Genomic DNA, 14,054 nt, shown 5'->3' with positions numbered 1-14,054 from the left:
TTCAACCAAAAAGTAAAATTGATTCAATTTTACTAAATCAGAAAGAACAGCTCATTTAAAATGGTTCAATCCGTCTAGTAGTTTATTTATTTTTCGATGGTGTTTTATCAAATCAACCTAAACATTGCTGTAAAATGAAAAATAAGATTTTGCTCTTTCTATTAGTTTCTTCTTCGTTGTTTGGCCAAGTAAAGATAAATGAAATTATGGCCTCGAATACCTCAACTATTCAGGACAACAATGGTATTTATTCTGATTGGTTTGAGTTATATAATCCAAGCGGAACGCCGATAGATTTATCCAATTTTTATGTGACAGATTTAAAAAGCAATTTAACAAAGTTTCGATTTACGTCACTGAGTGGTCAAGTTGTTTTACCCGCAAATGGGTATTTAATCATTTGGGCAAGTGATAATGTCGCAGGAGGATATCACCATACCAATTTCTCACTATCTTCCACTTTTGGAGAAACGCTTTATATGGTTGCCCCAGATGGGACATCGATATTAGATTCTCTGAAGTTTCTTCCTCAAAGGGACAATGTTTCCTTTGGCAGACTTAACGATGGCGGAAGTACATTAAAATATTTTTTCCCAGCCAGTCCTGCTACAACCAACAATGCAAGCAATGCTTATGAAGGTTTTTTAGATCCCCCAGTATTTTCAAGAAATGGAGGCTTTTTTAGTTCAAATTTTACATTAAATATTTCGCATCCCGAACCTCTAGTAAGTATTTATTATACTTTAGATGGCTCTGAACCTGACCCAAATAATTTGGGCGGTAAAGTTTATAATTATAAAAATAGCTACCCTGAGCATCCGGGAGATCCTTTTGGTTCATTTTCAAGCAGATCATATAGTACCATCGCTTATAATTTACCTATCAACATTCAAGATAAAACCAATGAACCCAACCAAATAAGCAATATCTCTAGCACTTGGCACTTAAATCCAACTTATCTACCCAGTTTTAATATAAAAAAAGGAACTGTAATCAGAGCCGTAGCAGTAAAAACAGGATTTTTGGCCAGTGAAATAAAGACAGGCACTTTTATATATAGCCCAACAGGAAGTAACCCTTATAGCTTCCCGGTGGTTTCGGTTGCCATGCAAGAAAATCACCTTTTTGAGTACAACCAAGGCATTTATACAGCAGGTGTAACATTTGACAATTATAGAATACAGAATCCATTGACCCTTGTAGACTTATGTACACCTGGTAATTATATGAACGATGGTGATTTGTGGGAAAGACCAGGGAACATGGAATTGGTAGAAACTCAGCAAAATATTGTAAATCAGCCTTTGGACATCAGAATACATGGTTCTTGTTCTACCAATGCTCCATATAAATCTCTCAGATTCTACAGTAGTAATGAATTTGACAAGTATGCATTTTTTCCAAATTACCCTAGTTTACTCTCAGATAGAATATTACTTAGAAACTCGGGAAATGATTACAACCAAACCATGTTTAAAGATGCATTTATTCACAATTGGCTAGGTTATTTGAATTTTTCATCTCAAAAATCAAGACCTGCTATTATGTTTCTGAATGGTGAATATTGGGGCATTCACAACATCAGAGAGCGAATAGACAGGTACTACCTTAATGCACTCTATGGCGTAGATCAAAACAATTTAGATCTCAGAAAAATTGTATGGAACGAGCCAGCAGAGGTTGAAGAAGGTGATTCTGTACATTATACAAATATGTATAACTTTATCACTACCAATGACATGGCCATTACTGCCAACTTTGACCAAGTCAAACAAATGCTCGACCCGGTAAGTTTAATTGATTATCAATTGGCTGAGATATTTATTGGAAATATAGATTGGCCTCAAAACAATGTGAGACTCTGGCGGACTCGTAATCCATATGACCCAACAGCCCCTCCTACAAAAGACGGTAGATGGAGATGGATATTTTACGACACCGATAGGGCTCTTGGTGAGGTTGTAAATGCTCAAAATGGAGACTTAGAAACTTTAATAAATAAAATTGAAAACATCATTTTCAAGAAGCTATTAGACAATCCAGAATTCAGAACGAACTTTATTAATAGGTATGCTGACTTACTGAACAGTTCTTTAAAATCAGCTCATTCCTTACCCATTTTCAACACATTTAAAAATACCTATTCGCCTGAGATTTCCTATCATATAAATAGATGGAAAAACCTACCCAATTTAGCGGCTTGGGAAGCTCAATGTGCTATTGTATCCACCTATTTAACCATTAGACCGAATGAGATTCCCATTCAGCTCAAAAACTTTTTTAACTTAACCGGCGAATACAATTTAACGGTATCTACGCATGATACACTCAAAGGCTATGTAAGAGTGAACACTTTGCCTATCATTAATACTTCAAAGGGAATACCAAACAACTACCAAACTTGGACAGGAAGTTACTTTGATAATTTGCCAATCAAAATCACAGCCATTCCAAAGTCTGGCTTCAAATTTTCCTACTGGTTATATAACGGAACACATTTGACCGACTCCACAATTTCAATAATTACTAGCAATGATGTAACTTATCAAGCTTTCTTTGAACCAGCTATATTATCTAACAATCCAATCCCTTCAACGGCTGCAGAAATTGCAAAATGTGGGTATAAAATAACAGAATGGGATGCTAGCCAAGCTGCGGGGGGATCTCCAGCCAATTCAAAATTTGTTTTTCTAGACACAGAAAATCCACTCATAACTGCCCAAATTGAAGGTTATACTTCGGGAGTTTTTAATTTTTCAAGTAAAACCAGAATAAATGGATTAGGAGCAAATGGTTTTTCGTTTATAAATACCAGCGATGCTAATGTTGGATATCCTGGCAATAAACTTGGAGGTTTCCTTTTAGCCATAAATACGATGAATCTTGATACGATTAAACTTACTTGGACAGGAAGAACCATAACAGCCAATCCAAGGAAATATAATATCCGATTGTACTTTAGAATTGGTGATGTCCAACCATTCCAAGACTTTAATCCTGTAATACAATACAATGGAAGCATCACCTCAGGTCATAGTCAAACTTTTAGAGACATCATTTTGCCTGAAGAAATTATGAATCAGCCTTATGTACAGCTACTCTGGAAATACTATTATACGGGTTCTGCAGCTTCCAGTGCTAGAGATCAGTTAGGCATAGACGATGTTTTAATAAAAGGGGTAAAGGTTCTATCTGGCAATATAACATCTGGTCTTGACCCAACTCTTACGCCCAACCATATTTATGGAAAAGGGCAAATAACCAATGGAAATAATGTAAGCACAAAAGCTAGCGACGCCATTACCCTACATCCAGGTTTCGAAGCTAAAACAGGATCAACTTTTAAGGCTGAAATTAAAACATGTAATTGATTATGGACTGGAACAGCCACCAATTTTAGCATAAAAAATAGTATTAGCCTTGGTTTCAAACCCTGGCAATAGTTCTATTTGATTTTGGGCGTCCAAAATTACATGGGTATTGGATGACAAAATAGAAGCACCAATTATTTTATTGGAGGTTTTCAAGTTGATCAAAGATCCATTTTCTATCAACGAGTTAATTTTTCTTTCATTAAAGCAAGGATTCAAAGTATTTAAGGTAAGGGTATCTTTAAAACATCCTTTGGTATCTTCCACATGAAAGACCATTCCGCCAACTGGATTATCTATAGTTATTGATGGAACCACTGATTGGCTAGCAACCCAAACAGAAGGTTCTTTATACGGACTTTTAAGTACAAAAGATGAAGAATTGAGCGGCACATCAATAGTCGATTTTTGGTTCATATCCTTTACCATTGTAAATTTATCAATAACGGCACCATTGGACCCTATCATCTTCATATCTAGTCGATTACCTTCCACCTCAAGGAGTAAACTTCCGCCATGTACCTCCTCAATAATAGGTAAAGCATCATGTGGATAAGTTGGACTTCTAAAATTTAATCTGTTACCTGCAGTTCCCGAAACCATATAAACTGTACCTTTTTTTGATCCATCTGATTTTTTTTCATAGGGACATGAGTTGACAGAACCATCATAATAACCAGAAGAAGAGCTCAGCTGATGTAAAGATGGATTGAAGGTATTTTCCATGCCGAAATGCCCTCTGATAAGTCTACTCCTTTCATAGGTATGCGAATGTGCCGTTAAAACCAAATCTACATTAAATCTCTCTAAAATAGGTAAAAACTTCTCTCTTATTTGAACAAGCTCAAAAACAGTATCTGAGTTGTGTGTACCCATTGTATAGGGTGCGTGATGCCAGTAAACCACCGTCCATTTCTGAGTATTGGCTGCTAAATCAACTTTAAGCCAAGCTACCTGTGGACTAAGCGTATCGGAAAGTCTAAAATTATTAACTGTTTCCATTCCATAAGAATCAAGAGCCACAAAATGCACATTACCGATATTATATGAATAATACTCCTTGTGCATTGAAGGCACTCCACCCATCTGGCCCGCTCCTGCATTCGCAAAAATGTCATAATAGGGCATTTCGTGGGTTATTTGTGTGGTTCCATTATAATCATGATTTCCCGGCACAGGATAAATAGCCGTTTGTTTCATTATCCTATCATTTTGATATACTCCAAAAAAGTTGGTTTGATATTCATAATCCGTACCATCATTATAAGCGTTATCTCCAAGCAAAAGCCATGCATCAACATAACTATCACCAATATAATTTAGAAATTGATTCTTAACATTGGCTTGATTATTATTTTGATCAGTCGTGCCGCAATCGCCTGTTACCCAAACTTTAACTTTTTGCGTATCGCCAGTGGCCTGTGAGGTTATGAAATAATTTTGATCAGTACCTTCCAACTTTACCGCACCATTATAAATCGCATAATAATACTTTGTTTTGGGTATTAAACTTAGAATATCAACAACATGTGTTAGTCCTCCTGCTGTATTGGGAGTTTCAAAATCAAGGTTGTTGGGGCTTAAGCCATATTTGATTTTTGCATTACACCATGAACTGGTATTGAATCTGACTTGAATACTAGACTGCGTACGAAGCTGAAGGTATGGCCCTCGAACAACGCTCTGAGAGAAGGCAAATTGGCACACTACCAACAGCCATAAGAAGGCGACTTTAGATTTCATTGATAGGAATTAACACTCTGTATGTTAAGAATCACCAAGCATAAGATATTCTTAAACAAATGTGTGTTAAAATATTCTAATAAAAAAAATAAATCCCCGAAAACTTCAGGGATTTATCATGACAAAAAATATAACGTTTGGGGAAATCCTTAATTAAATTGGTCCTCTAACTCACTTAGGGTTAGATTCCAAGCATCAGCTACGCCTTTATAAACTACAGCTCCTTGTACAACATTGAGTCCCTTCTTAAGTTCTTCATTTTCTATGCATGCTTTTTGCCAGCCTTTATTGGCCAATTGTAACACATACGGTAAAGTTGCGTTGGTCAAAGCCAAAGTAGAAGTGTATGGCACAGCACCCGGCATATTTGCAACACAATAATGAACTACTTCATCAATTACAAAAACGGGATCTTCGTGGGTGGTTGGTTTACAAGTTTCTATACATCCCCCTTGGTCTACAGCCACATCCACCACCACAGTGCCTGGTTTCATCAATTTCAGCATGTCTTTTGTTATGAGATGAGGAGCTTTAGCACCAGGAATTAATACCGCACCCACCACCAAATCCGCCTCTTTGATGGCTTCTTTGATATTGTATTCGTTTGAAAGTATAGTAGTTACATTGGCAGGCATGATATCTGAAAGTTGTCTAAGTCTATTGAGACTGATATCCATAATCACTACTCTTGCACCTAAACCTGCAGCCATTTTGGCCGCTTGTGTGCCAACAATTCCTCCACCTAATATCAATACTTTGCCAGATGGAACCCCCGGAACCCCTCCCAAAAGAACACCTTTACCTTTTTGTGGTTTCTCTAAGTATTTAGCACCTTCTTGTATGGCCATTCTTCCCGCAACTTCCGACATTGGAATCAACAATGGCAATGACCTGTCTACTTTCTCTACTGTCTCATAAGCCAAACAAACAGCTCCACTTTTTATCATGGCATGTGTTAGTGGCTCCGAGGATGCAAAGTGAAAATATGTAAATACCAATTGGTCTTTTTTAATGAGACTGTATTCTGAAGCGATGGGTTCTTTAACTTTTACTATCATTTCGGCTTTATTGTAAACCTCTTCGATAGTCTCCAAAATAGTGGCTCCTGCTGCTATAAACTCAGCATCAGCAAAACCACTGTTAAATCCTGCATCTTTTTGAATGTAAACTGTGTGACCGAACTTAACCAGTTCCATGACCCCAGCTGGAGTCATGGCTACTCTGTTTTCGTTATTTTTTATTTCTTTAGGTACTCCGAGAATCATGTAGTTTGTTGAGAATGCATTGCGACGTGCCTATGCTTATTGTTATTGAAATGTGGAACAAAATTATATTATAAAGAATATTTTTGTGCATTGAGCTTCGAAATAAGAAAATTAATACTAATATTACACTACAAACAGAATATTTTTCGATTATTTAAAAAAATTAATAAGAAAAAAGGAATATTTTCGGATGAAGATCAAAATAGATGAAATAGATAAAAAGATATTGATGCTTTTACAGCACAATTCTACGCTGACCTACAAAGAAATAGCTCAAAAAATCAATCTTTCACTCAGTCCGGTTCATGACCGCATAAAAAGATTGGAGCAAGAAGGAGTTGTAGAAAAATATGTGGGAATACTGAACAAAAAAATGTTGGGCGTTGGACTTACAGTATTTTCACAAGTTACGCTCATTAGACAAACACGAGAAGTTTCGCAGATTTTTGACATAGCCATAAAACAACTTCCAGAGGTGGTTGAGTGCAATTTCGTTTCAGGAAGTTTTGATTATCTATTAAAAATAATTGTGGCAGACATGGAAGCCTACCACAATTTTCACCAAATGAAGCTTTCTACTATTGAAGGAGTTTCACTGATAAACTCCTTTTTTGTCATGTCAGAAGTCAAGAGTACTACTGAAATTTTACTGTAAAAAGATTTGTTTCAAAATATCTTAATAAAAAACAAAATCCGTCCAGTCAACCAATTAGCAGTCAATCAAAAACCAGTTAACAAATAACCAATTTACCAGTTAACCAATACACCCATATCAATTCCCACAATCCAACCAATCGTAATCCTGATCAATCGGCTGGCCATCCGGAGCAATGAAAAACGATTTTTTATCAATTGCTGCGTCTGTATTTTTGATTAAATTATTGATATACAATCCAAAACCACCCAAAATAGCCTGATTTTTAGTAAAATAAGTCTCTAAATCTTTCAATTCAGCCATCACATTACTTTTAGCTTCCAGATTCACAACCGCATCGTTGGTCAGTTTTTTGAGTTCTGTAATGTATATTTCAGCCACTACTCTTTTTATTTGACCCAAATAATTATTTTTAGAAAGACTCTCATTCTTGATGATTGAATTCGTCATTTTGGTAAGAACCTCAGATAAAGGCGGTAAATTTTTATCATAAATCTGCTGAGTGGCTAATCTGGAGGCTCTTCTCGGTTCCAACATCAAGCTCAAAGTCAATTGTGCGGCACTTTCAGCAGGCGACAAGACATCAAAGCTCATTCCCGTGTGACGCTTAAAAGTCTCCTTTGGATTGGCTGGATATCTAAAAGGTCTTGGCGGAATTAGTGGCAACAACTGTTTTGGTACTGCCAAAAATTCCGGCTGGACGGTTTCTAATAGCACCGAAAGACTTTTTCTTTGAGCCACAGCATCAACTGGTACATAAGTTTTTTGCAAATCTCCATTGAGTGCATTGGTATAAAACGCCCCTCCTATTGACTTCGAAGACGCCTGTACCTGATATCTGTGAAACATGTACATTGGCACAAAAACCTCCTCTAAAGTTGCCATTGGAGCGTTTTGAGGTATTTTTTTCTCATCAAAATTTTTCAAAACATGGTTTCTCAATTCCATCAAACGTTTCAGTTCGTCAGTAGCATCGCTACCGTTGTCCCAAAGGTGTGTTTGGGGATGTACAGAACCGTCTGGACGTGCATCTTGATCGGTCAAAAACTGTTGATTTTTGCGAAACATATTCTTCACTATTCTCTCTAATTCGGCTTTTTCATCGACATTTTTAGGAAAATCTTGATAGCCCCAAGTAATAGAAGTTTTATCATAATCACCAATACCCATAGCATATGCCTCAGATAAATCCACTTTGCCATTGTTTAAAAATACCAATGGATGCGGATAATCCATTACCGAAGCACGGCCTTGAATACTCGAAATATAATTGTGCGGTAAACCCAAAGTGTGCCCAATTTCGTGAGCTGAAAGTTGTTTGAGCCTATCTAAAGCGAGTTTGTTCATCAATGAATCACTTTTACCAGGACTAAAATCTCCTGCCAAACCTTGAGCCAACATATAATCTTGCCTTACTCTCAATGAACCAAGTGTTACTTTTCCTTTCAAAATTTCACCCGTACGAGGATCTATCACACTCGTACCATAAGACCATCCACGTGTGCTGCGGTGCACCCATTGAACCAGGTTGTACCGCACATCCATTGGGTCGGCATCTGCGGGTAGCATTTTTACCTGAAAAGCGTTCTTATAACCTGCAGCTTCGAAAGCTTGGTTCCACCAAGTGGCACCTTCAAACAAGGCCGAGCGAATAGGCTCAGGAACTCCAGAATCGAGATAATAAACAATCGGCTCAACGGCTTCACTCATCGCGGCAGAAGGGTCCTTTTTCTGCAATCTATGTCTTGAGGTGAATTTCTTGACAATGGGCTCATTGATTGGTGAAGAATAATCATAAAATTCAATGCCACCATAGCCTATTCTTGCGTCATATTCTCTCGGTTTGAAACCTGGCTCAGGCAGCTTTACAAATGAATGGTGCTGGTGCATCGTCACGAAATCAGTGTTTGGAGCAACTTCCGAGAGATAATTGCCAGCTCCGCTTCCACCCAGTGTAATTACGGCCTGGAATTCTGTGTTTTTTGGAAAAGACTTACACATGGGTGCATAAACGCCCGATCGCGAAAGGTCAAAACTGTAATTGCCCTGTTTAGTACTTGAAATGTCTTTAGCTGCTCCCAATGCATCTCTGAGTAAAAAAGGTGTAAAATCAATTACGAAAAGCCCATCCGTACTTTTCAATATTTCAAAGCCAAAAAGTATTGATTTAGCAAAAGATTCCTCCACGGCTTTTTTCTCCAAAGGGTCGTTGGTGATGGCTCTGAATTTATAATTCGGCTCCATCATCATTATTTTGTTACCCAGCCGCTCAAATTTGAGGATGTGTTCGTCGCTCAAACGGCCACGATCTAGGCCAATATCGTTAGAACCCAAACCTTGTGCTAAACTTGGGTAATACAAAAATTCTTGTCCGAGATCTTTGACTTCTAAAAAGACTTTTCCTTTGGCTTCATTCCAATAAAAAGTAAAAAAGCCCTCTATCTTCTTTGCGTCTTTCAATTGACTATCAATATCTTGAGCAAAAGTAAAGAGAGGAATAAATAGAATTAAGATGATGAAGAGTACGTTTTTTTTCATTGGTTTTCTAAGGTTTATTTAATGAAATTTTTCTCGCCGACATTCACTTCGGCATTTATAAAGTTTTCTTTTGGAGGTATAGGACAAATATAGGATTCGGTGTAAGCACAATAGAAATTACGTGATTTGTTAAAATCTATTACAATCTTATCTCCATCCAGATCGTCTTTTGGTATATTCACATATCTTCCGCCACCATAAGATTCCTTTCCACAGGTTTTATCTTTAAATGGCAAAAGATAATTGGTCTCCTCCTCAAAAATCAAAACTTTTATTTTTTGTCCATTTTTCTCAAAAGAGGCTTCTCCAGCCAACTTTGCACTTACTTTTGAGGAATCCGTCATGTCCATGCTAAAATCTAAGTTTGCTTTTGATGGCACAAAGCTTGCTTCAACAATCCATTCTTCATTGGGTTCAAAAAAATCGAAAGTACCCTTTTCTTTTATCGGGCTGTCTTCCATGTTTTCAAGATTCTCTTTGTATGTATCAAATTCTTTGTGCGTGATATCATGGTAATTGGGCGTTCCTGAGAGCGAGTAGATAATTATTCCTAAAATGCCCAAAGCTGCCAATCCAATAATAAATTTATTCATAAACTTAAAAATTGATTATTTTTGTAAATCATAAAATTAGTAAAATTGGCCAAACGTTAAAACTATTGGGTCGATTTAAATAACCAGAAATAGATGTTTACAGGAATAGTAGAGAGCAAAGCCAAATTAATTGAAATAAAGCCCAACCAAAGCAACATCAGTTTTGTGTTTGAAAGCACCCTCACTAATGAATTTAAAGTGGATCAAAGTGTCAGCCACAATGGCGTTTGTTTGACAATTGAAAATATTGAGGAGGATCAATACCAAGTGACCGCCATAGGAGAAACTTTACAAAAAACCAGTTTGGGTAATCTGAAATTGGGTGATTTTGTCAATCTGGAAAGAAGCATGAAGGCCGATGCAAGATTTGACGGACATATTGTGCAGGGCCATGTCGACCAGATAGGTTTTTGTAAAAAAATAACTGACTTGAGCGGAAGCTGGCAAGTGGACATAGAATATGATGCAACTTTGGGAAATATTACGGTTGAAAAAGGCTCAATTTGTCTCAATGGTATAAGTTTGACAGTTTTTAATTCCAAAGAAAACGGCTTTTCAGTTGCCATTATTCCCTACACTTGGATACATACCAACATGCATGCTTTGAATGAAGGTGATAAAGTGAATCTGGAATTTGACATTGTGGGCAAATACTTGGCTAAATTGCATAAGCCTTTTATTGTAAAATAGCTTGTTCTACCTAATTCTCACCAAAAAGTAAATCATAAAATCCGAGATTAAATTGCTTTCCTTGTAAAATACTTCATTTGGTTTTTCGTATAAAAACAAATTACTTTGTCTTTTGATATAAATTCTAAAAAATGCCCAAATACAGCACCAATACTAAAACCGACGTTTTAATTCACCTAGCCATCATAGTTTCGATTATTTTGGTTCTATTTTTTGGCTTTTTCTTCGTTTATCTTCCTTGGAGTACCAATCATGGAGATGCCGTTAAAGTGCCAAATTTGAAAGGTTTAAGTATGGATGCCGCAGAAGATTTGCTTGATGATGCTGACTTGGACTATGAAATAAGCGATAGTGTATTTGTTTCTGGTGCAGAACCTCTGAGTATCATCGCCAATTATCCAAAATCTGGTGCCAACGTAAAAACAGGTCGTAAAATTTACTTAACGGTAGCCGCAGCCTCAGCCCCATTGGTAAAGTTACCAAATATCATTGGCCGCTCAACATCAAGTGCTCAAAATCAATTACTTAGCTCTGGACTTCTTTATGATGGAGAAGAAAAAATTGCAGCTTTAGAAGAAAACACGGTACTTGCTGTAAAGGTTAATGGGAGAGAAATTCAGCAAGGTGACGAAATACCAAAAGGTTCTAAAGTCACTTTTGTTGTAGGCGATGGCTATGGAAATCAACGCATTGACGTGCCGAATGTAGTGGGAATGGCCCAAGACGAAGCCGATATACTGCTTTCTGGCCTAGGTCTTAGTTTAGGTAACATTATATATGAGTTATCAGATAAACCAGCTGGAACGGTGTTTAAGCAACAACCTTCTGCAGGAATTGACGAAAAAATAAAAATAGGCTCTCCCGTAAATATTTGGGTATCTGGGGATGGTACTAGCAATTCGATAGAAAATTAAAAAGAAAAAATAATGAACGAAAATTTTGATATTTCAGTAGACCAGTTGCGTGAAATGATTGAAAGTGGAGAGCCTTTTAATCTGGTGGATGTTAGAAATCCAGATGAATACGAAGAAGACAACTTGGGTGGAGTCTTGATTCCTTTGGGCGATTTACCCGATAGCCTAGATCAATTAGAAGCTATGAAAGGAAAGGACATTTATATTCATTGCCGAAGTGGAGCAAGAAGTGACAGGGCAAAGCATTACCTAATTTCTGAAGGTTTTGAAAAAGTGCACAATGTAGTCGGAGGCATTTTGGCTTATAGAGCTTCAGAATAATTCCCAAAGCCAACAAAAATAAAAATACGCATTAGAAAAAAATCTGATGCGTATTTTTTTTCAAGAAATCGGAAGTTTTCTATCTCTTATTCTGAGAATCAATAATTATGGTAACTGGGCCGTCATTTTCAATCGAAACTTTCATGTCAGCACCAAAAATGCCGGTTTCGATTCTTTTTCCCAATCCTGCACTCAACAACTCTATCATTTTTTCATAAAGTGGAATTGCTTGATCGGGTTTTGCAGCTTCTATGAACGATGGGCGATTCCCTTTTTTGGTAGAGGCGTGAAGTGTAAACTGGGAAATCAAAAGTATATTACCTTCAATTTCGTTGAGGTCTTTATTCATTTTCCCTTCTTCGTCTCCGAATACTCTTAAACACAAAATTTTCTTTGCGAGCCATTCAACATCTTCCGTGGTGTCTGCTAAACAAACACCCAACAAAACCAGAAAGCCGTCGTTTATCTTACCTTTGATTTGCCCTTCAATAACAACAGACGATGCTGTAACTCTTTGAATAACTGCTATCATATTAATTTAACCGCAAAAGATAATAAGCTATCAAAAAATAGGTTCCGATGCCAATCAAATCATTGGCGGTTGTAATAAATGGCCCAGAAGCCATGGCTGGATTTATACCAATTTTATCTAATATCAGCGGTGTAATAGTACCCATAAATGAGGCCAAAATAACCACAGAAAACAATGAAATACAAACTACCCAAAACAACTCGGGTTCACCAATGGCATAAACATATATTCCGGTAACCACACCTACCACCAATCCATTGATCAATGCCACTCTAATAACTTTCGAGAGCCTTTCCCAAAGCCCAATACTAATTCCAGATTTTTCGGCCAATGACTGTACAATAAGGGAGGAAGTTTGAATCCCGACGTTTCCACCTGTAGAACCCATAATGGGAATAAACATGGCCAAAGCCGAAACTCTGGCAAGGGTATCTTCGAATTGACGAATTACTGATGCCGCCAAAAGACTTCCAAAAACACCTACCACCAGCCAAGGGATGCGGGCTTTGGCTAAATGCCAAACGGAGTCATCTTCTTCGGCCTCACCAGTGATACCGGCCATTACCTGGATGTCCTCCTCCGCTTTTTCGGTGATAAAGTCGATAACGTCGTCGATAGTAATTACACCCAAAAGTCTTCCCAATGAATTAACGACGGGAATAGCTTCTAAATCATATTTTTGCATGATTTGAGCCACTTCTGCACCACTTTGTGTGGTATCTACAAAAGCTATTTCATCGTCAACTATATTCTCAATTTTGGTATTTTTCCTAGCCAAAACAATTTGCTTCAAAGACACAATTCCCTTCAGCTTTTGCTCAGCGTCTACGACATAAACGGCGTAAACTTTATCTACATTTTCTGCCTGTAGGCGGATTTCCTCTACACACTCGCTCACGGTTTGATTGGTAAATACTTTTACCAATTCTTTTTGCATAAGTCCACCCGCTACATCTTCTGGATAATGTAATAAATCCAAAATAAATCGGGCTTGTTCTCGGTCCTCTAAAAGTGCAATTACTTTTTCTCTGACTTCTATGGGCTGCTCGTTGAGTAAATCCACAGCATCGTCAGAGTCAAACAAATTTACATATTTGGCTATTTCCTCAACAGTAAACTGTTCTTTTATGAACTTTTTACGATCATCAGACTCTATATTAGAAAGAACTTCAGCACCTTTCTCGGTGTCTAAAAGAGAAAATAATTGATGTGCTTGATCTCCTGTCAGCTCATAAAGAACAGAAGAAATATCGGCGGGAAAAAGTTCGTCGAGTTCTGAAAGTAAAAATTCAGTATTGTCAGAAGAAATGGCTTCCTCAATACTTACTAGGTACTCTTTGGTTAAATCGAAAGTCGCCATTTCTTTAAAACTTTTTGATTGGCTGCAAATTTCGACAAATATTGGCTTTAAAGCAAAAGTTTAAAAAATTTA

11 protein-coding genes are annotated in these 14,054 nt (G+C 37.2%); 5 read left to right on the top strand and 6 right to left on the bottom strand.

What is annotated here, in order from left to right; all coding sequences use genetic code 11:
* The first annotated feature begins 134 nt into the window (after positions 1–134).
* The gene (locus EGI24_RS08180; RefSeq protein ID WP_255047879.1) at positions 135–3,371 is read left to right on the top strand and encodes a CotH kinase family protein; all 3,237 of its coding nucleotides are present in this window, start codon (positions 135–137) and stop codon (positions 3,369–3,371) included.
* Here the strand turns inward: EGI24_RS08180 and EGI24_RS08175 are convergent, their stop codons facing one another.
* Together EGI24_RS08175 and ald are read right to left on the bottom strand one after the other, a co-directional pair.
* Positions 3,372–5,114 carry a metallophosphoesterase gene (locus EGI24_RS08175; protein ID WP_255047878.1) on the bottom strand — a complete coding sequence of 581 codons (1,743 nt, stop codon included), beginning with the start codon at positions 5,112–5,114 and terminating at the stop codon, positions 3,372–3,374.
* Positions 5,115–5,263: 149 nt separating this feature from the next.
* Positions 5,264–6,379, bottom strand: coding sequence for an alanine dehydrogenase (gene ald / locus EGI24_RS08170; protein ID WP_255047877.1), 1,116 nt, complete (start codon positions 6,377–6,379; stop codon positions 5,264–5,266).
* 190 nt (positions 6,380–6,569) lie between these two features.
* Here ald and EGI24_RS08165 point away from each other — a divergent pair, with 190 nt between their 5' ends.
* Positions 6,570–7,034, top strand: coding sequence for an Lrp/AsnC family transcriptional regulator (locus EGI24_RS08165; RefSeq protein ID WP_255047876.1), 465 nt, complete (start codon positions 6,570–6,572; stop codon positions 7,032–7,034).
* Between the two features lie 117 nt (positions 7,035–7,151).
* Here the strand turns inward: EGI24_RS08165 and EGI24_RS08160 are convergent, their stop codons facing one another.
* Both EGI24_RS08160 and EGI24_RS08155 read right to left on the bottom strand, forming a co-directional pair.
* On the bottom strand, positions 7,152–9,572 hold the full coding sequence (locus EGI24_RS08160) for a zinc-dependent metalloprotease (protein ID WP_255047875.1): 2,421 nt from the start codon (positions 9,570–9,572) through the stop codon (positions 7,152–7,154).
* A gap of 14 nt (positions 9,573–9,586) precedes the next feature.
* Positions 9,587–10,165: a DUF1684 domain-containing protein gene (locus tag EGI24_RS08155; RefSeq protein ID WP_255047874.1), complete on the bottom strand. Its 579-nt coding sequence runs from the start codon at positions 10,163–10,165 to the stop codon at positions 9,587–9,589.
* Positions 10,166–10,258: 93 nt separating this feature from the next.
* On the opposite strand from EGI24_RS08155, the gene EGI24_RS08150 reads away from it, so the two are divergent.
* From EGI24_RS08150 to EGI24_RS08140, 3 genes are all read left to right on the top strand, one after another.
* Entirely contained in the window at positions 10,259–10,855 is a 597-nt protein-coding gene (locus EGI24_RS08150) for a riboflavin synthase (RefSeq protein ID WP_255047873.1), read from the top strand.
* A 131-nt stretch (positions 10,856–10,986) separates the two neighbouring features.
* A complete protein-coding gene (locus EGI24_RS08145) occupies positions 10,987–11,769 on the top strand; it encodes a PASTA domain-containing protein (RefSeq protein ID WP_255047872.1) in 783 nt (260 codons plus the stop codon).
* A 12-nt stretch (positions 11,770–11,781) separates the two neighbouring features.
* Positions 11,782–12,090 (top strand): rhodanese-like domain-containing protein, encoded by a 309-nt coding sequence (locus EGI24_RS08140; protein ID WP_255047871.1) that lies wholly within the window; start codon positions 11,782–11,784, stop codon positions 12,088–12,090.
* Positions 12,091–12,169: 79 nt separating this feature from the next.
* Here EGI24_RS08140 and dtd read toward each other — a convergent pair whose 3' ends face one another.
* Positions 12,170–12,622, bottom strand: a complete 453-nt coding sequence (dtd, locus tag EGI24_RS08135; RefSeq protein WP_255047870.1) for a D-aminoacyl-tRNA deacylase — start codon at positions 12,620–12,622, stop codon at positions 12,170–12,172.
* A 1-nt stretch (position 12,623) separates the two neighbouring features.
* A complete protein-coding gene (gene mgtE / locus EGI24_RS08130; protein WP_255047869.1) occupies positions 12,624–13,982 on the bottom strand; it encodes a magnesium transporter in 1,359 nt (452 codons plus the stop codon).
* Between the last annotated feature and the right edge of the window lie 72 nt (positions 13,983–14,054).

Source organism: Lacihabitans sp. CS3-21 (assembly GCF_024343675.1).
Taxonomy (GTDB): Bacteria; Bacteroidota; Bacteroidia; order Cytophagales; family Spirosomataceae; genus Leadbetterella.
This window is presented reverse-complemented; position numbering and strand designations above follow the sequence as displayed.